General features: G+C 67.0%; 17 protein-coding genes. 11 read left to right on the plus strand and 6 right to left on the minus strand.

Going from position 1 to position 18915, the window contains the following annotated elements; translation table 11 throughout:
• Positions 1-85 precede the first annotated feature (85 nt).
• Positions 86-922 carry an alpha/beta fold hydrolase gene (locus G9E11_RS07010; protein WP_190604257.1) on the minus strand — a complete coding sequence of 279 codons (837 nt, stop codon included), beginning with the start codon at positions 920-922 and terminating at the stop codon, positions 86-88.
• Between the two features lie 60 nt (positions 923-982).
• A complete protein-coding gene (locus G9E11_RS07015; protein ID WP_190604258.1) occupies positions 983-1948 on the minus strand; it encodes an alpha/beta fold hydrolase in 966 nt (321 codons plus the stop codon).
• Positions 1949-2087: 139 nt separating this feature from the next.
• Here G9E11_RS07015 and lysS point away from each other — a divergent pair, with 139 nt between their 5' ends.
• From lysS to dhaM, 9 genes are all read left to right on the plus strand, one after another.
• Entirely contained in the window at positions 2088-3626 is a 1539-nt protein-coding gene (gene lysS, locus G9E11_RS07020) for a lysine--tRNA ligase (RefSeq protein WP_190604259.1), read from the plus strand.
• A 2-nt stretch (positions 3627-3628) separates the two neighbouring features.
• Positions 3629-3814 (plus strand): hypothetical protein, encoded by a 186-nt coding sequence (locus G9E11_RS07025; protein WP_190604261.1) that lies wholly within the window; start codon positions 3629-3631, stop codon positions 3812-3814.
• Positions 3815-3951: 137 nt separating this feature from the next.
• On the plus strand, positions 3952-4278 hold the full coding sequence (locus tag G9E11_RS07030) for a histone-like nucleoid-structuring protein Lsr2 (protein ID WP_190604262.1): 327 nt from the start codon (positions 3952-3954) through the stop codon (positions 4276-4278).
• Between the two features lie 409 nt (positions 4279-4687).
• The gene (locus G9E11_RS07035; protein ID WP_190604264.1) at positions 4688-7180 is read left to right on the plus strand and encodes an ATP-dependent Clp protease ATP-binding subunit; all 2493 of its coding nucleotides are present in this window, start codon (positions 4688-4690) and stop codon (positions 7178-7180) included.
• Positions 7181-7371: 191 nt separating this feature from the next.
• A complete protein-coding gene (locus G9E11_RS07040) occupies positions 7372-9507 on the plus strand; it encodes a S9 family peptidase (protein ID WP_190604266.1) in 2136 nt (711 codons plus the stop codon).
• A 37-nt stretch (positions 9508-9544) separates the two neighbouring features.
• Complete coding sequence (locus tag G9E11_RS07045; RefSeq protein WP_194717972.1) at positions 9545-10063, plus strand: amino-acid N-acetyltransferase; 519 nt, start codon at positions 9545-9547, stop codon at positions 10061-10063.
• A 235-nt stretch (positions 10064-10298) separates the two neighbouring features.
• Positions 10299-11300 carry a dihydroxyacetone kinase subunit DhaK gene (gene dhaK / locus G9E11_RS07050; RefSeq protein ID WP_190604268.1) on the plus strand — a complete coding sequence of 334 codons (1002 nt, stop codon included), beginning with the start codon at positions 10299-10301 and terminating at the stop codon, positions 11298-11300.
• Positions 11301-11302: 2 nt separating this feature from the next.
• Positions 11303-11929 carry a dihydroxyacetone kinase subunit DhaL gene (gene dhaL, locus G9E11_RS07055; RefSeq protein WP_190604271.1) on the plus strand — a complete coding sequence of 209 codons (627 nt, stop codon included), beginning with the start codon at positions 11303-11305 and terminating at the stop codon, positions 11927-11929.
• Positions 11926-12669 carry a dihydroxyacetone kinase phosphoryl donor subunit DhaM gene (gene dhaM / locus G9E11_RS07060; RefSeq protein WP_190604273.1) on the plus strand — a complete coding sequence of 248 codons (744 nt, stop codon included), beginning with the start codon at positions 11926-11928 and terminating at the stop codon, positions 12667-12669. The genes dhaL and dhaM overlap by 4 nt, the downstream gene beginning before the upstream one ends.
• A gap of 28 nt (positions 12670-12697) precedes the next feature.
• Here dhaM and G9E11_RS07065 read toward each other — a convergent pair whose 3' ends face one another.
• The 3 genes from G9E11_RS07065 to G9E11_RS07075 all read right to left on the minus strand — a co-directional run bounded on the left by G9E11_RS07065 (position 12698) and on the right by G9E11_RS07075 (position 14788).
• On the minus strand, positions 12698-13084 hold the full coding sequence (locus G9E11_RS07065) for a hypothetical protein (RefSeq protein ID WP_311764314.1): 387 nt from the start codon (positions 13082-13084) through the stop codon (positions 12698-12700).
• Between the two features lie 254 nt (positions 13085-13338).
• Complete coding sequence (locus tag G9E11_RS07070) at positions 13339-14175, minus strand: A/G-specific adenine glycosylase (RefSeq protein WP_311764315.1); 837 nt, start codon at positions 14173-14175, stop codon at positions 13339-13341.
• A 166-nt stretch (positions 14176-14341) separates the two neighbouring features.
• The gene (locus G9E11_RS07075; RefSeq protein ID WP_190604276.1) at positions 14342-14788 is read right to left on the minus strand and encodes a hypothetical protein; all 447 of its coding nucleotides are present in this window, start codon (positions 14786-14788) and stop codon (positions 14342-14344) included.
• 161 nt (positions 14789-14949) lie between these two features.
• Here G9E11_RS07075 and G9E11_RS07080 point away from each other — a divergent pair, with 161 nt between their 5' ends.
• Positions 14950-15675, plus strand: a complete 726-nt coding sequence (locus G9E11_RS07080) for a hypothetical protein (protein ID WP_190604278.1) — start codon at positions 14950-14952, stop codon at positions 15673-15675.
• A 129-nt stretch (positions 15676-15804) separates the two neighbouring features.
• Here G9E11_RS07080 and disA read toward each other — a convergent pair whose 3' ends face one another.
• Positions 15805-16881, minus strand: coding sequence for a DNA integrity scanning diadenylate cyclase DisA (disA, locus tag G9E11_RS07085; protein ID WP_190604279.1), 1077 nt, complete (start codon positions 16879-16881; stop codon positions 15805-15807).
• 328 nt (positions 16882-17209) lie between these two features.
• On the opposite strand from disA, the gene G9E11_RS07090 reads away from it, so the two are divergent.
• Entirely contained in the window at positions 17210-18823 is a 1614-nt protein-coding gene (locus G9E11_RS07090) for a peptide chain release factor 3 (protein WP_190604282.1), read from the plus strand.
• Positions 18824-18915 lie beyond the last annotated feature (92 nt).

Raw genomic sequence — 18915 nt, forward strand, 5'->3', positions numbered from 1 at the left:
AAGCCCACCATCAAGAGCAACGCGGGGTCACTTCGCGCCCAATCCGGAGGGTTTATTGGGCGCGAAGTGACCCCGCGTTGCTTTGTTAGCCGGCGAAGAACTCGCTGAGCTCGGTGATGAGCCTGTCCGGGGCGCGGTTGACGCCGTCGTGCCCGAAGCCGGGCAGGATGGTGTAGCTGGAGCCGGAGAGGACGTCGTGGATCTGGCCGCAGGCCACGCCGAAGTAGGCCGGGCTTTTCTCGCCGACGATGATGAGCGTCTCCAGCGGCAGGGCCAGGAACGGTTCGGCGGGCATGTCCGCGGCGATGATTGCCTTGATCTCCCGGACGCCGGTGCGCATCATTTCGCGCATCTGCTTGCCAACCGAAGTGCCCGCCGTGAGCTTGTTGGCGAGGGTCATCATGGACAGCGGCATGCGGGAGGAGAAGGCGCTTTCGGCCTCGAGCCCGCGGAGCAGGACGGCGAGGGCGCGGTCGTCGTCGCCGGTGGCCGTCGCCCGTTCGTATTCCGTGGTCCAGTTGGCCGTGACGCTGTGGTTGACGGAGACCGCGGGGTCGTACACGGCGAGCCGCTCCACCGGCAGGGTCCTGGCCGCGTGCAGGGCGACGGCCCCGCCAAAGCTGTGGCCGAAGACGTCGGTGCTGTCCGTGTGCTTCATAACCGTATCGAGGTCGCGGATGTCAACGTCCAGGGTGTAGTCGCCGGCCTGCTCCGAGGAGGCGCCCCGGCCGCGGCGGTTGAACGTGTGCACGGGCCGGCCGAGGGAGGCGCTGAGCTTCTGCGCGAAGCGGGTGTAGTCCGCCGCCGTCACCATGGAGGCCGTAACCACAACCACGCCGGAGCCGGCCGTGGCCAACTCAGCGCCCGTGCTGAACAGCTCGAGCTTGCCGCCGTCGGGTGTGCTGATGATCTCGCGAGTCATGCTCCGAGCCTATCGGAGGCCGGCGTGTGCCGACAGCCGGCCATGGCCGAGCGGCGGCGGCTACCCGCGCCGGCGCTTCCTGCCCTGGGGGGTGATGGTCCCGTCGGTGCCGTTCAGGAAGCGGGCAATCCGAATGGCCAGGCGTTTGCCCGGCCGGATCGGCCCCTCGTGCAGCTGGCCCGGGACCACCGCGAAGTCGATCGCCGGCACGGCCGACGCCAGCTGCCGGCCGGTGTCGGCGAAGTATCCCGGGCTCCAGCCGCCGCTGAGCATGAGTGTGGGGGTGGCCAGGTGCGTGAAATCCGCGAGCTCCGCGTCGGCGTCGAGCACGGCCCGCATTTCCTTGACGGCCGTGGGCAGCAGCTCACGCATTTCCGCGCCGACGTTGGTCCGGGCTGACATGATGCTGAGCATCCGCAGCGCGCCGAGGGGCAGGTACGACAGCGGCCCGGCCGTGGCCAGCCCCTGCACCAAATGCGCCCACGCGTGGTTGAGTTGCCCATCCGTCACGGCCTGCTCCAGTTCCGGCCGCCAGCGGTGGTGCAGGTTGCCGGAAAGGGACACCGCGGCGTCGTAGGTGACGAGCCTGCGCAGCGGCATGTCGCGTGCAGCCTGGAGTGCAACGAAGCCGCCGAAACTGTGCGCCACCACGTCCTCAGAACCCGTCGCCTTCATCACGGCGGCCAAGTCCCCGATCTCGGTCTTGACCGAATAGTCGTCCGGCTGCGGCGCGGAACCGGCGCGGCCCCGGCGGTTGTAGCAGTGCACCGGCCGGCTCAGCAAGAGGCTCAGGTTGCGGGCGAACGGCCGGTACAGCGCGTCGGTCACCAGTGTTCCGTGAATAACGACGACGCCGGGCGCCGTGACCGTGGCCGGGTCACCTTTCGCGGAGGTGCCGTTGCCGGTGTTATCGGCGGAGTCGCCGGCAGAATTATTCCCTTCGGCACAGGTGGGTTGCGCGGGCCTGAAGGAGTGCACCTCAAGCCGGCTGCCGTCGTCGTCCGTCTCAACTGTCCAGGTCTCCACAGCCCGAGTCTATGCCCCACCCCCTTTGGAGTTTTTGTCCAGATATCGTGCCCTAATGGCCCCGGAAGTCCGAATATCCGGACAAAAACTTCAAGGTGGGAAGTCCCGAACTCCGATGCGGGAAGTCCCGGTAAACTTGATGATTGTGACTTCCCAAAACACCCCCGCCCCCAAGAACGCCGCAGAACCGCTCGACGCCAGCGAACAGATGCGCATCCGCATGGACAAGCGCGCCAAGCTGATCGAGCGCGGGTCGGAGGCGTACCCGGTGGGTGTTGAGCGCACGCACTCGCTCGGCGAGATCCGCGAAAAGTACGCCCATTTGCAGGCCGACGAGACCACCGGCGACGTCGTCGGCGTCACCGGCCGCGTGGTGTTTGTACGGAACACCGGCAAGCTGTGCTTCGCCACGCTGCAGGAAGGCGGCACGGACGGCAAGGGCACCCGGCTGCAGGCCATGCTCAGCCTGGCGAACGTGGGCGAAGAGGCCCTGGCCGACTGGAAGGCCCTGGTTGACCTGGGCGACCACGTTTTCATCAGGGGCGAAGTCATCTCCTCGCGCCGCGGTGAACTCTCCGTCATGGCTGAGTCCTGGTCCATGGCCTCCAAGGCGCTCCGCCCGCTGCCGGTGCTGCACGCCGAACTCAACGAGGAGACCCGCGTCCGCCAGCGCTACGTGGACCTGATGGTCCGCGACGAGGCTCGCGAGATGGTGTACACCCGCGCCGCCATCACCCGTTCCATCCGCGAGACCCTGTTCCGCCACACCTACGTCGAGGTGGAAACGCCCATCCTGCAGCTGGTCCACGGCGGCGCCCTCGCCCGGCCGTTCGAGACGCACATGAACGCGTTCGACCAGAAGATGACGCTGCGCATCGCCACCGAGCTGTACCTCAAGCGCGCCGTCGTGGGCGGCATCGACCGCGTCTATGACATGGGCCGCGTGTTCAGGAACGAGGGCGTGGATTCAACCCACAGCCCGGAGTTCACCACGCTTGAGTGCTACGAGGCCTGGGCAGACCAGTTCGTCATGGCCGAGCGCATCAAGGAGATCATCCTGGACGCCGCGGACGCCGTGGGTGCGGGACGCGTGCTGCAGACCGAAGCCGGGGAGATTAATCTCGACGGCGACTGGGCCTGGGTGGCCGTGTACCCGGGGCTTTCCGAGGCCGTGGGCCAGGAGATCACCCCGGACACCACGCTTGAAGAGCTGCGCGCCGTTGCCGGGAAGCACGATGTCAAGGTCGATCCCAAGTGGGACGCCGAGAAGTTGGCCGTGGAACTCTTCGGCGAAATCGTGGAACCCACCCTGCTGAACCCCACGTTTGTCTACAACTACCCGCCCTCAGCCCAGCCGCTGGCCAGGCCGCACCGGGAAGACGGCCGCCTGATCGAGGCCTGGGACCTGATCATCGGTGGCATGGAACGCGGCACCGCGTTCTCGGAGCTCATTGACCCTGTCATCCAGCGCGAACGCCTCACCGAGCAGTCCAGGCACGCCGCCGCCGGCGACGTCGAGGCCATGCAGCTGGACGAGGACTTCCTCCGCGCCCTGGAATACGGTGCGCCGCCGATGGGCGGCATCGGCCTGGGCATCGACCGCCTGGTCATGCTGTTTACCGGCGCCGGCATCCGCGAAACAATCCTCTTCCCGCTCCTCAAGCCCGAAGGCCACTGATGATGGACTATGTCGCCGTGCTGCTGCCCTCGCTGGTGGTTGGCCTGATCTTCTGGTTCGCCATGAAGTCGATCTTTAACGCGGACAAGGCCGAACGCCAGGCCGAAGCCCGCGCACAGGCTGAAGCTGACGCGCAGGCGGCAGCCGGGGATGATTCTCCCGAGCCGCCGAGTAAATCAGACAAATAGCAGGCGACTTTTAATGCCCCCAGTTATCCCCAAGGAACCATTGCGTGTTTTGACGCGTTGCCTTATTGGGGGAGATACTTCACGTGGATACATCCTGCTTATCTGATTACACGTCCTTTCCAAAAGAGAGATTTTTGATGGCACAGAAAGTCAATATCGTCCTTGTGGACGATCTGGATGGGGGATCTGCGGACGAAACCGTTCGCTTCGGCCTGGATGGCGTCGGTTATGAAATTGACCTGTCCTCGGCCAATGCTTCAGAACTGCGGTCATCACTGGAACGCTTTGTTTCATCGGCCCGCAAAACGTCAGGCGGCCGGCCTGCCCGTGCCAAGGCATCGGGCGGCCGCAACCAGGACTCGGCCCAGATACGCCAGTGGGCGCGGGATCACGGTTACACCGTAAACGCGCGCGGCCGTATTCAGGCAGAAATCCAGGAAGCCTACCAAAAGGCCAATTCCTAACTCGGTGCCCTGACAGCCAGTTAGTGCACAAAACGTCCTGAACGTATGTGCGGCGCCCCCGGTTGACGGGGGCGCTGCGCTTTAACGGGCCGTTGCCGTCCGCAATAAACGGAACCGCCGTTATTCAGGACCGCCCGCCAAGCGGGTTATCGATGCGCGCGCTAATCCGTGGCCTTGGGAACATTCCGTCCCGGGTGATTTCCAACACGCTGTCAAAGGAAACGGTAATTGCCCGCCGGGCGGCAGCCTGATGGTATTCAAAGCCTGCAGCGGCATTGCGCCGCGAGGCTGGTGCGGCAGCTGCGTGGACCTGCGCAAGGCCCCCGGTTTCCCCTGTGGCGAACAAGCTCCCCAAGTCAGGGTTCCCCCACGTAGCATCAAAGTACGTCGTAGCTAGGAGTGTGGCGAAATGTTTGAGCGATTTACGGACCGTGCCCGTCGCGTAGTTGTGCTTGCCCAAGAAGAGGCACGCATGCTGAACCACAATTACATTGGTACCGAACACATCCTCTTGGGTCTGATCCATGAGGGTGAGGGCGTTGCCGCCAAAGCTCTTGAGTCCTTGAGCATTTCGCTCGACGGCGTCCGCGAGCAGGTGCAGGAGATCATCGGCCAGGGCCAGCAGGCTCCCTCGGGCCACATCCCCTTCACGCCGCGTGCAAAGAAGGTGCTGGAGCTTTCGCTGCGCGAAGCCCTGCAGCTGGGCCACAACTACATCGGCACGGAGCACATCCTGCTGGGACTCATCCGCGAGGGTGAGGGCGTGGCAGCCCAGGTGCTGGTGAAGCTCGGTGCCGACCTGAACCGGGTCCGCCAGCAGGTCATCCAGCTGCTCTCCGGCTACCAGGGCAAAGAGACCACCGGTGCCGGCGTCGGCCAGAGCCAGGCAGAGGGTACCCCCGCCGGCTCGGTTGTGCTGGACCAGTTCGGCCGGAACCTGACGCAGGCTGCCCGCGAGAACAAGCTGGACCCTGTGATCGGACGCGAGCAGGAAATGGAACGCGTCATGCAGGTCCTTTCCCGCCGCACCAAGAACAACCCCGTGCTGATCGGCGAGCCCGGCGTCGGCAAGACCGCCGTCGTCGAGGGCCTGGCCCAGGCGATCGTGCGCGGCGACGTGCCGGAGACCATCAAGGACAAGCAGCTCTACACGCTGGACCTTGGCTCCCTCGTGGCCGGCTCCCGCTACCGCGGTGACTTCGAAGAGCGCCTGAAGAAGGTCCTCAAGGAAATCCGCACCCGCGGCGACATCATCCTCTTCATTGACGAGATCCACACCCTCGTGGGTGCCGGTGCCGCCGAAGGCGCCATCGACGCGGCCTCGATCCTGAAGCCGATGCTGGCCCGCGGCGAGCTGCAGACCATCGGTGCCACCACGCTGGACGAGTACCGCAAGCACATCGAGAAGGACGCCGCCCTCGAGCGCCGCTTCCAGCCCATCCAGGTCAAGGAGCCCTCGGTTGCGCACGCGATCGAAATCCTCAAGGGCCTGCGGGACCGCTACGAGGCGCACCACCGCGTCACCATCACCGACGGCGCCCTCGCCTCGGCCGCGAACCTCTCCGAACGCTACATCTCGGACCGTTTCCTCCCGGACAAGGCGATCGACCTCATCGACGAAGCCGGAGCCCGGCTCCGCATCCGCCGCATGACCGCTCCGCCGGAGCTCAAGGAGATGGACGAGCGCATCTCCGAGCTGAAGATGGAGAAGGAGTCCGCGATTGACGCGCAGGACTTCGAGGGTGCTGCCGCGCTGCGCGACAAGGAGCAGAAGCTCATCACCGAGCGCTCCGAGAAGGAACGCCACTGGAAGACCGGCGGCATGGACGACATCTCGGAGGTGGACGAGGACCTGATCGCCGAAGTCCTCGCGAACTCCACGGGCATTCCGGTCTTCAAGCTGACCGAGGAAGAGTCCTCGCGCCTGCTGAAGATGGAGGACGAGCTGCACAAGCGCGTCGTCGGCCAGAACGAGGCCATCAAGGCGCTGTCCCAGGCCATCCGCCGCACCCGTGCAGGCCTGAAGGACCCGAAGCGTCCGGGCGGTTCGTTCATCTTCGCCGGCCCCACCGGCGTCGGCAAGACCGAACTCGCCAAGGCCCTCGCGGAGTTCCTGTTCGGTGAAGAGGACGCCCTCATCACGCTGGACATGTCCGAGTACTCCGAGAAGCACACGGTGTCGCGTCTCTTCGGTGCCCCTCCGGGCTACGTCGGCTACGAAGAGGGCGGGCAGCTGACCGAGAAGGTCCGCCGCCGTCCGTTCTCCGTGGTCCTGTTCGACGAAGTGGAGAAGGCCCACGCGGACCTCTTCAACTCGCTGCTGCAGATCCTGGAAGACGGCCGCCTGACCGACTCCCAGGGCCGCGTGGTGGACTTCAAGAACACCGTGATCATCATGACCACGAACCTCGGAACCAGGGACATCTCCAAGAGCGTTGCCACCGGCTTCCAGTCCGGCACCGACACCCAGACCGGCTACAACCGGATGCGCGCCCGGGTCACGGAGGAGCTCAAGCAGCACTTCCGCCCCGAGTTCCTCAACCGTGTTGACGACGTCGTGGTGTTCCCGCAGCTGACGCAGGACGAGATCATCGAGATCGTGGACATGTTCGTGACGCGCCTGGAGAAGCGCCTCAAGGACAAGGACATGGGCATCGAGCTGACCAAGACAGCCAAGGTGCTCCTGGCCACCCGCGGCTACGATCCTGCCATGGGTGCCCGGCCGCTGCGCCGTACCATCCAGCGCGAGATCGAGGACCAGCTCTCCGAGAAGATCCTCTTCGGCGAGCTGCACCCCGGCGACATCGTGGTGGTGGATGTGGACGGCGAAGGCGACGACGCAAAGTTCACCTTCGCCGGCAACGCCAAGCCGCGCATCCCGGAAATCGCCCCCAGCGCCTAGCACTGGGCGCCCGGCACCCAGCGCCTGGCATCCAGCCGCACTCCAGCGCCAAGAGGCCCCGCCAGCCCCCGAAAGGGAGCAGGCGGGGCCTCTTGCTTGCCCTCCCGCCGGCACAAGAGGTGCTGAAAGTACTGGTTCACCAACAGTGAACCCTTTTGTGATCCAGCGCACATGAGGTGTTGAATCGGCACATGTCAACTGAAGATGCAGCGATCCTGCGTGAGCAACCGGCGACCCCCTTCCACGACCTCGACCACTACCTGGCGATCCCGCGCGTCAGTGGCCTGGCCCTCAGCCCCGACGGCCAGCGGCTGGTAACCACGGTCGCCACGCTCAACAGCAAGGGCACCGAATACGGCACGGCGCTATGGGAGCTGGACCCGGCGGGCGGGAAGCAGGCCCGCCGGATCACCCGCAGCGCCAAGGGCGAAGCCGGCGCCGCGTTCGCGGCCAACGGCGACGTCTACTTCACGTCCGCCCGGCCGGATCCGGACCGGGAGGCCGACGGCGATCCCGTCAGTGCGCTCTGGGTTCTCCCCGCAGATGGCGGCGAGGCCCGCGTGGTGCTGTCGCGGGCCGGCGGCGTGGACAAGGTCATGGCGGCCAGGGACGCCAACGCGGCCTTCGTCACCGCGTCCGTTCTTGCCGGCTCCGCCGACGAGGAGGCCGACGCCGAACGCCGCAAGAGCCGCAAGGACAACAAGGTGGCGGCCATACTGCACAGCGAGTATCCGGTGCGGTACTGGGACGCGGATCTCGGCCCTGCCCAGCCGCGGCTCTTCGCGGTGGAGCCGGGGCCCGAGCCGGAACCCGGCAAGCCCGCCACCGTGGACAGCGCCGCGCCGCTCACCCTTCGCAACCTCACCCCGGAGGCAGGCTCCCGCCTCCGGGAGGCCGTCTCGGTGGTCAGCCCGGACGGTAAGACCATCTACACGAGCCTGCTGAGGCCGCTGCCGAAGGCGGACCTGCGCTCGGTGCTCGCCGCCGTTGACGTCGCCACCGGCACTCAGCGGGTCCTCCTCGACGAGCAGGGCGTGAACTACTTCCCCGGGCCGGTCAGCCCCGACGGGGGCCTGCTCGCCGTCGTCAGTGAAAGCGACACAACGCCGCAGCAGGCACCGCAGGTCAAGCTGCATCTCCTCGATGTCTCCGGGGAAGCCGGTCCGGAGGACCTGCAGCCCCTGGCGCAGGAATGGGACCGCTGGCCCCACCCGGAAGCGTGGCTCCCGGACGGCTCTGCCCTCCTGGTCACGGCAGACGACGACGGCGCGTCGCCGGTATTCAGCGTCAGCGTTGCGGCAGGTGCCGCCCGGGAGAGCGCCGCCCTGGGGAGTGTCACCCGGGTGACGCCGGACGCAGCGGCCTACACCGACGTCGTCGTTTCACCGGACGGCCGCAGTGCCTATGCGCTGCGGAGCTCGTACGAGTTCCCCGCCGAGCCTGTCCGGATCGACCTCGCCAGCGGGGACGTCACGCGGCTGCCGTCCCCGGCGGAACGGCCGAAAACCGAGGGGTCGTTGGAGCGGGTGGAGGCGACGGCGGCCGACGGTACCCGCGTGCCCGCCTACCTGGCCCTGCCGGCCGGCGCCTCCGCGGAGAGCCCCGCGCCGCTGCTGCTGTGGATCCACGGCGGCCCGCTGGGCTCCTGGAATGCCTGGACCTGGCGCTGGAACCCGTGGCTGCTCACCGCCCGGGGGTACGCTGTCCTGCTGCCGGACCCCGGCCTGTCCACGGGCTATGGCCAGGAGTACATCCAGCGGGGCTGGGGCGGCTGGGGCAAGGCGCCGTTTACGGATCTCATGGCCGCCACGGATGCGGTGGTGCAGAGGCCGGACATTGACGAAACCCGCACGGCCGCGATGGGTGGCTCCTTTGGCGGCTACATGGCCAACTGGGTGGCCGGGCAAACGGACCGCTTCAAGGCGATCGTCACCCACGCCAGCCTCTGGGCGCTGGACCAGTTCGGGCCCACCACCGACGCGTCGCAGTACTGGCTCAAGGAGATGACGGCGGAGATGGCGCTGGAGAACTCTCCGCACCTGCACGTCGAGAAGATCCGGACGCCCATGCTGGTCATCCACGGTGACAAGGACTACCGGGTGCCCATTGGGGAGGGCCTGCGGCTCTGGTACGAGCTGCTCTCCAAGTCCCAGCTCGCGTCCGACGAGAACGGGCAGACCAGCCACAGGTTCCTCTTCTACCCCGACGAGAACCACTGGATCCTGCAGCCGCAGCACGCCAAGGTCTGGTACGGCGTGGTTCAACACTTCCTGGCCAGGAACGTCTTAGGTAAGGACACCGAGCTGCCGGCGGATCTGGGCCTCTGACCTCCGGGCCGGAAGCGACCGCGACCGTCGCCGTAAGATGGGGGCTGTGACTGACTCCTTCACCGTTCGCCCTGCCCGGACCAGCGATGTGGCTGCCATCAAGAAACTGGTGGCGCCGCTGGCGGAAGAGCGAATACTGATGGCCAAGGAGACGGTGGCCTATTACGAGAGCCTGCAGGAGTTCCTGATAGCCGAGTCGGCAGCCGGCGAGGTCATCGGCTGCGGCGCCCTGCACGTCATGTGGGAGGACCTCGCAGAAGTCCGGACCCTTGCCGCCTCGGATGCCTGGCGAGGCAGGGGAGTGGGACACGTACTCGTCGAGAGTCTCCTGAAGCAGGCCGCCGCGCTGGGCGTTTCGCGGGTGTTCTGCCTGACCTTCGAGGTGGACTTTTTTAAGCGGCACGGTTTCGAGGTCATGGCGGACCAGTCGGCAGTCGATCCGCAGGTGTACTCCGAGCTGCTGCGCTCGCATGACGAAGGCGTGGCGGAGTTCCTGGACCTTGCGCGCGTGAAGCCCAACACGCTGGGCAACACGCGGATGATCAAGGCTCTCTAGGGTTTGCCCCGATCTCCGCGTGGTGAAACTCAGCGGGTAAGAGCCGCTCAAAGTGGCCCCGTAGCACTCCTTTTCTTTTATAAATTTGCTGGATAAACTCGTGGAGGCCGGAAGGGGCAGCATTGGGGGCTGTCCCTTCCGCCGTTTCCGAACTACCGCGCAGCAGGTGCCGGTAGTAGGGTCAAAGCACATCCTGACGGATGCCAATAAAGGACCGAGAGCCCAGGAGCCGGCCGTGAAAAAGCTCATCAATGACCCCCGCGCTGTTGTGGATGAATCCGTGGAGGGATTCGGCCTAGCCCATGCAGACCTAGTGACCGTCAGTGCCGATCCGAAGTACGTCACCCGCAAGGATGCCCCCGTTGCCGGCAAGGTCGGCCTGGTGTCCGGCGGCGGCAGCGGGCATGAACCGCTCCACGCCGGATTTGTGGGGCGCGGCATGCTCGACGCCGCTGTCCCCGGCGCCGTCTTCACCTCACCCACCCCCGACCAGATCATTCCGGCCACGCTCGCCGTGAACTCCGGTGCAGGGGTGGTCCACATCGTGAAGAACTACACCGGCGACGTCCTGAACTTCGAAACGGCGGCCGAGATGGCCCAGGCCGAGGGCGTGGAAGTCCGCACAGTGCTCGTCAACGACGACGTCGCGGTGGAGGATTCGCTGTACACGGCCGGCCGCAGGGGCGTGGGGGGCACGGTCCTGGTGGAGAAGATCGCCGGAGCCGCGGCCGAGCGCGGCGACGACCTCGACGCGGTGGCGGTCATCGGCGACCGCGTGAACCAGAACGTGCGGACCATGGGCGTTGCGCTCACGGCCTGCACGGTGCCCCACGCCGGCACCCCGAGCTTCGACCTCGCGGACAACGAGATCGAAATCGGCATCGGGATCCACGGCGAGCCGGGCCGGCACAAGATCGCCATGGAAAACGCCGACGGCATCACCGGCCGCCTGCTGGAACCGATCCTCAGCGACCTCGGAACGGCGTCGGGGGAGAAAGTGCTCCTGTTCGTCAATGGCATGGGCGGAACGCCGCTGAGCGAGCTGTACATCGTTTACCGCCGGGCCGCGCAGATCCTGGCGGAGCGGGGCCTCACGGTGGAGCGTTCCCTGGTGGGGAACTACATCACGTCCCTCGAAATGCAGGGCTGTTCCATCTCGGTGCTGCGGCTTGACGACGAGATGACGGTCCTCTGGGATGCGCCCGTGCACACGCCGGCCCTGCGTTGGGGCGTGTAGCGGTGGGGCTGGACGTGACCTGGGCCGTCAAATGGCTGACGCTCTCGGCCCAGGCAATGGCGGAGCACAGGGTGGAGCTCATCGAGCTGGACAGGGCCATCGGCGACTCTGACCACGGCGAAAACATGGACCGCGGCTTTCAGGCGGTGCTCGACAAGCTGGCCGAGACTCCTCCCGAAACCCCCGGCGCAGCGCTCAAGCTGACGGCCATGGCGTTGATGTCGAAGGTTGGCGGGGCTGCGGGTCCGCTCTACGGCACTGCATTCCTGCGGGCCGCAACCACGCTGGGCGATGCCGCGTACATTGACGCTGCATCGCTCGCTGCAGCACTCGCAGCGGCGCGGGACGGCATCGTGGCCAGGGGGAAGGCCGAGACGGGCGACAAGACGATGGTTGACGCCTGGACCCCTGCCGTTGACGCAGCCGCAGCGGCAGCGGCCGACGGCGACACGCTCGCGGTCCTGATCGCCGCGGCGGAGGCTGCCGAGGCCGGCGCCATGGCCACTGATCCGCTCGTGGCGCGCAAGGGCAGGGCCAGCTACCTCGGGGAGCGAAGCGCCGGCCACCGGGACCCCGGAGCCGCCTCAAGTGCCCTCATCCTCCGCGCCGCTGCGGGAGCCGCCGCATGACGGTGCGGATCGTGGTGGTTTCGCACAGTGACAAGATTGCCGACGGCGCCGTGGAGCTCGCGGCCCAGATGGCACCGGACGTGATGATGGTTCCGGCCGGTGGAACGTCGGACGGCCGGATCGGCACCAGCATGGAAAAGGTGATGGCGGCGCTGGAAACCGCTGCCGGAGCCGATGGTGTGGTGGTGCTGACCGATCTGGGCTCGGCCGTGATGACCGCGGAATCGGCCATGGAATTCGCCGAGGGCAGCGGCACCGTGCTCCTCGCCGACGCCCCCATCATCGAGGGCCTCGTGGCGGCAGCGGTGGCGGCCCAAGGGGGAGCCAGCGTTCACGCTGTCCGGCGTGCAGCCGAGGCGACCCACGGCTATCCCGCGCCGCGGCCCAAGGCAGAGAATTACGCGGCCGCTGCCACCGCCGGAAAGGAGCCCGGAACGCAGACCGCTGCCGGCCAGGCCGCAGGTGAGCCGGAACCTCTGGCCCCGGATGCCAGCGGCGACTTCGAGCTCGTCAACCTCGCAGGAATGCATGCCCGGCCGGCCGCCAAGTTAGCCGGCGGCCTGTCAGCGCTGGATGCGGACGTGACCGTGAACGGGGTGGACGGCGCCTCCATGACGGGGCTGATGACACTGGGTGCCGGCAAGGGATCGGTACTGCACGTGGAAGCGTACGGACCCGACGCCGAGCGCGCCGTGGAGTATGTGGCGGGGCTGGTACGGGACGGTTTCGGGGAACCCTGAGAGGGTTCAGGCAGGCTGGTTCAGGCAGCTACCTGTCCTGCCTGAGGCCTGCCGCATCCAGCACCACTGAGGCGGAGATGAACCGCCCGCATTGCTCGCCGAACGGATAGCTGGCCCTGGGGGCGAAGCGCAGCGTGCGGACGGGCAACGGCTCGCCGTCGGTGTACCGCCCGCTGGCCGTGACGTCGACCGGGGACTCGCCCAGCGTGTCCAGATTTAGCATTCCCCGCTGCGTGCCGTCCGGCTTGGACGTTGCCGAGCACGTGCCGTCGGGCTTGGAATCATCGGCGCAGCCCAGATCCACGGGGACGGAGCCCGCTACGAGCTCGAGATTCTCCTCTTTGCATTTGCCGTCCTGGCAGGCCTTCACATGCAGCGTCTTCACTTCGGGCGCGTAGCCTGCGGCCACCGTCACCGCGACCCCTGACGCCGGGCCCATTGCCGGGCACGCCGCCGCGAATGCATGGCACCCCGAAAGGAGTGCCGTCGTCGTGATTGTGGCCAAAAGTACCCCTGTCTTGCCCATACTTCAGGGTAGATCCGGTGTCCCGAAGGGGAACCGGGCCGGCCAAAACTGGCGCCCTCATCGTTACCCGGGTCCGTGCCGTGGGTGCCTAATTGAGACCAAAACCCGGCGTGGCAGGTGCCAGCCGGTCCGGGGCGAGGCTGTCAGGCGGGCAGCCGGTACCCGCCCTGGTGCAGTTCGGCCAGGCCGTCCTCGAGGAGGCCCGCCAGAGCCCGTTCCAGCTGCTCCGGGGCACAGTTCAACCGGTGCAGGGCGGCCAGCGGCACGCCGATGCCGGCGGCTTCGAACCCGAGGTCGGCGGGGGCCTGCCGGAACATCTCCGCCGGCACCGGCGAGTCCGCCAGCCGGAGGACGGCCATCACACCGCCGCGGACCTGGCGGTCGGTGCCGTGCCACGCTTGGCCCTTGGGCGTATACGACGGCGGCGGCTCACCGGCGGCGAGCCAGGCGCACCGGTCGCGTACGGGGCAGACGGCGCACTTGGGTGCGCGGGCCGTGCATACCAGCGCCCCCAGCTCCATGACCGAAGCGTTCCAGCGGACGGAACTGCCGGCGTCGGACGGCAGGAGTTCCGCGGCAAGCCGCATCTCCGCGGCCGTCAGGGCCGGGGCGGGCAGGGCGGAGCCTGAAAAGAGCCGCGCGTGGACACGGCGGATGTTGGTGTCCACCACCGTCTCGCGACGCCCAAAGGCGAAGGCGGCGACGGCGGCCGCCGTGTAGCTGCCCACCCCCGGCAGTCCGAGCAACTCGGCGTAGTCCTGCGGGACCCTGCCGCCGTGGTCTCGTTCGATGGCGGCCGCGGCAGCATGCAGCCTGAGCGCGCGCCGCGGATAGCCCAGCCGGCCCCAGGCCCGGACCGCCTCGCCGGCGGGTTCCCGTGCCAGCGCTGCAGGCTCCGGCCACCGGCGCAGCCACTCTTCCCAGACCGGCAGCACACGGACCACGGGGGTCTGCTGCAGCATGATCTCGCTGACCAGCACGCCCCAGGGCGGGCAGTCGGGCGAGCGCCACGGCAAATCCCGGGCTTCGGCGTCGAACCAGTCCTCCAGTGAGGAGTGGACGTCCGTCAGGTCGGGGCAATCAGCTGTGGTTTTGATGCCAACACTCTAGTTGAAAACCGCGACGGCGGTTCCCGACCCTGCGCCGTCAGCTGGCCTCCTGCTCCGCGGGAGGCAGTCCTTCCTGCCGCGCGGGCAGCCGCCTGACATGGCCGTGCAGGGTTTCGCCGCCGCGGCCGTTGGGCGCCGGAACAGCAAGGGCCACTACGAAGCTGGCGCTGTTCGGGTCCACTGAGCGGATGGTCAGGCTGCGCGTTCCTTCCGGTATTGACGGCGCAAAGAACTGCAGCTGGCGGGAGCCGACGGTGGCCACCTCATCCAGCTTGTACTCTGTGCCGAAATGGTCATGGATAACGATTTCGGGGGTTTGCGGCTCTTCGTTATTGACTGAGGCGAGATGCAGGTTCACCACGATCCCGGTGTCCCAGATCTCAACCGCAAGCACCGTGAACGCAGTGCCCTGGCTCTGATGTTTGCCAAACGTCAGCGGCAGTAGAACGCGTTCGAGGTGACCGCCAGACACGTGATCTACCATCAGTGGTCCTCTCCAACTCGGCCCGGTAAGTGGTATCCGGGATTCAATTTTAGTAAGCGTGCTGACAGTTGTCACCCGAATTTGAGTCACGAATTGGACATGGTGGGGCTGTGGCGGCGTGGTGGTGCAGCAGAAGCCTGGCCGTTCCTTAGCCTAGAAGGATGGGCAGGCAAGACACTCCGAACTCCGGCGCGGGCCGGAACCGGTCGCCGAAACCGGCGGCACAGAAAACGGCACCCGGGAAAACGGTGCCCCGCGCGGGCCGCAAGCCGAGCCCCGCCGTGTACCGCCGTCGTCGGCTCTTTGCCGGCGTGGCGCTGCTGCTGGTCCTGGGCCTGATCGCCGGCGGTGTCGCAACGGTTTCCAGCCTCCTCGGCGGCGCCGAGCGGGCCGTCTCCGCGCAGGACTCCGCGCAGGGCTCCGCAACGCCGGGCAGCACCGCGCAGCCGGGCGCAACGCCGTCGGCCAGCCCTTCTGCCACCCCCTCCGCCTCGCCCACGTGCGACCAGAAGCTCGTGACGGTCAAGGCGGCCACCAACAAGACGTCCTACGCCGCAGATGAGAAGCCGGTGCTGAGCCTCACGGTCACCAACGGCGGGAAGCTTCCCTGCAAGGTGAACATCGGCACGTCGCAGATGGACTTCCTGGTCACCAGCGGCTCGGACCGCGTCTTCTCATCCGCCGACTGCCAGGCCGCCAGCACTGACCTGGTCAAGACCATCGCGCCCGGTAAGAGCGAAACGGCGAACTTCCCGTGGCCGCGCAACCGTTCGGTGCAGGGCTGCGAGACGGTGCCGGACGGTTCGGTTGCCGGCAGCGGGTACTACGTGTTCATCGCAAAGCTTGGCGCCAAGGTCAGCCCGCCGACGGTCTTCCAGCTCAGCTGACGCTGCCTGTTCCATCGGTTGCTCCACAAGTGCCCTTTTGGGCGCCCAAGAGGGCTGGCCCACGCCGGCAGGGTTCCCTGGCCGAGCTTGCGAGGCGAGGGTGCCGGTGGGGAGGAGCACTCGACGGGGTTAGAGGAACCGGTCCAGCAGGCTGGCTTCGGCCATGCGGCTGAGGCCCTCACGGACCGTGCGGGCGCGCTGGTCGCCGATGCCGTCCACGGTCATCAGGTCGTCAATGGTTGCGGCCATGAGGTACTGCAGCCCGCCGAAGTGGTCCACCAACCTGTCCGCGACGGCCTTCGGCACGGCCTTGAGCCCGGACAGGAGCCGGTAGCCCCGGGGCTGCACCACTGCGTCCAGGGTGTCCACGCCGCCGGCGAATCCGATGATCCCCGCGATCTTGCTGAGGTCGATCAGTTCGGTGGGACCGAGGTTGAGGAGCGCGCTGACCGCGCCGTCGATGTCCTCCGGAGATGCTTTCGGCCCGGCGTAGTCGCGGATGATGATGTCGCTGCCCGGGCCGCGGCCCACCGTGAGCTCGTCCAGCTGGAGGGACAGGAGCCTGCCGTCCTCGCCAAGCTCCAGAACATACTGCGAGATTTCCTCGGAGATCCGGCGCACCATCTCCTGACGCTGCAGGGTTACGGCCACATCGCGGACCGTCACCATGGCCTCGATCTCCAGGGCAGAGAGCGAACTGGTCACCTGGTCCAGGCGGGAACGGTAGCGTTCCAGCGTGGCCAGGGCCTGGTTGGCGCGGGCCAGGACCTTTTCGGAGCCCTCGAGCACATGCCGCAGCCCGTTGACGTACAGCGCGATGATCTGCATGGACTGGCTCACCGATATGACCGGGACGCCTGTCTGGATGGCCACGCGTTCCGCGGTCCGGTGCCGGGTGCCCGATTCCTGCGTTTCGATGCTCGAGTCCGGGACGAGCTGAACTGCCGCGCGCAGGATGTTGCTGGCATCCTTGTCGCAAACAATGGCGCCGTCCATCTTGGCCAGTTCGCGGAGCCGGGTGGGCGAGAAGTCGATGCCGATGTCGAAGCCGCCGGAACAGATCGAATCGATGGTCCGGTCCGAGCCCAACACGATCAGCGCGCCGGTGCGTCCGCGGAGAATGCGTTCCAGGCCGTCCCGCAACGCGGTCCCCGGGGCCACCCTCCCCAAAGTCGCCTTGAGCGATTCTTCAGGGCTGCGAGCCATAGATATTCCCTTCAAAGGTGCAGGCGGGCCTGCAGGTTTACCGGTTTCCGATAGTCCGCCGGCAGGATCAAAAGTACTCGGTTTCCCGCATGCACCATCCTAGAGGTAGATTACCCCAGCAACCGCACGGGCAAGCCTTAAAGTGCCCCGTCGGGGGCGTGCGGAACAGGCATCCGGAGTGCGTCCGACGGCGGCTGGCCGAGGGGCACTTTTGGCCCGCCTTCAATACGGATTCCGCCCCTGCGATAAACTTGAAGCCTTGGCTGGCAGGTTCCGCCGCCACCTTTTCCAATCAGGATCCCCCGCGGATCGCAGTGAAAGTAGCACCGTGTCCCAAGAAGTGCAGAGCCCCGCCCGAGTGCACGAGATCCACAAGCAGGCCTCCCGCCGCCGGACGTTCGCCGTCATCTCCCACCCGGACGCCGGCAAGTCCACGCTTACCGAGGCCCTCGCCCTGCACGCCAAGGTGATCGGCACCGCTGGCGCTTCCAGCGGCAAGGCCAACCGCAAGGAGACGGTCTCGGACTGGATGCAGATGGAGAAGGACCGCGGCATCTCCATCAGCTCGGCCGCCCTGCAGTTCTCCTACCGGGACACCGTAATCAACCTGCTGGACACCCCCGGGCACGCCGACTTCTCCGAGGACACCTACCGCGTGCTCGCCGCCGTCGACTGCGCCGTGATGCTCGTGGACGCGGCCAAGGGCCTTGAGACGCAGACCATGAAGCTGTTCGAAGTCTGCAAGCAGCGGAACCTCCCCATCATCACGGTCATCAACAAGTGGGACCGCCCGGGCCTGGACGCCCTGGCCCTCATGGACGAGATTACGGAGCGCACCGGGCTGCAGCCCATGCCCCTGACCTGGGCCGTGGGCATCTCCGGTGATTTCCGCGGCGTCTGGGACCTGCGCAACGACAGGTTCGCGCGTTTCCAGCGGAACAACGCCGGCGCCAGCATTGCCCTCACCGAGTACTTCACTCCCGAAGAGGCCGCCGAAAGCCAGGGCGGCAACTGGACGGACGCCGTCGACGAGGCTGGCCTGGTCATCGAGTCCAACCTCGCCTTCGACGTCGAAAGCTTCCACGCTGGCAAGGCCACTCCCATCCTGTTCAGCTCCGCGGCGCTGAACTTCGGCGTCAAGGAACTTCTGGACGCCCTGGTGGACTTCGCCCCGCCGGCTGCGCCCCGGCCTGACATCGAGGGCAGGCCGCGTGCCGTCGAATCGCCGTTCTCCGGCTTCGTGTTCAAGGTCCAGGCAGGCATGAACAAGGCCCACCGCGACCACGTGGCCTTCATCCGCGTCTGCTCCGGCGTGTTCGAGCGCGGCATGGTGGTCACCCAGACCCGCACCGGAAAGTCGTTCGCCACGAAGTACGCCCAGCAGGTCTTCGGGCGGGAACGCGAGGTCATCGACGAGGCCTACCCCGGCGACGTCGTGGGCCTGGTCAACGCGTCCTCGCTGCGCGTTGGGGACAGCTTGTTCCTCGAGGAAGCCGTGGAGTTCCCGGCCATTCCGCTGTTCGCCCCCGAGCACTTCCAGGTTGCCCGGTCCAAGGACCCCAGCCGCTTCAAGCAGTTCCGCCGCGGCATCGAGCAGCTTGAGCACGAGGGCGTCATCCAGGTGCTGCGCTCGGACGTCCGTGGCGACCAGGCTCCCGTGCTTGCCGCCGTCGGGCCCATGCAGTTCGAAGTGGTGGAGGACCGCATGGCGCACGACTTCAGCGCGCCGATGCGGCTGGAGCGCCTTCCGTACTCCATGGCCAGGATCTCGACGGCGGACGCCATGCCGGCGCTGGCCAACGTGCCGGGCGCCGAGGTGCTGCTGCGGTCCGACGGCGAATACCTGGCCCTCTTCAACGACGTCTGGGCCCTGCGCCGCATCGAGAAGAACCATCCGGACCTCACACTGGTGCCTATCGGGACGCACAACCCCGCAAAGTAACCGCGCCAACGCGGGGCTCCGGCTCCCGAACGGTCTCCCAACCAACGAAGCAAGGTATCGCCGTGCCCACAAACCAGCCGTCTGCCGCAACA

Source organism: Arthrobacter ipis (assembly GCF_014694315.1).
GTDB classification, from domain to species: Bacteria; Actinomycetota; Actinomycetes; order Actinomycetales; family Micrococcaceae; genus Arthrobacter; species Arthrobacter ipis.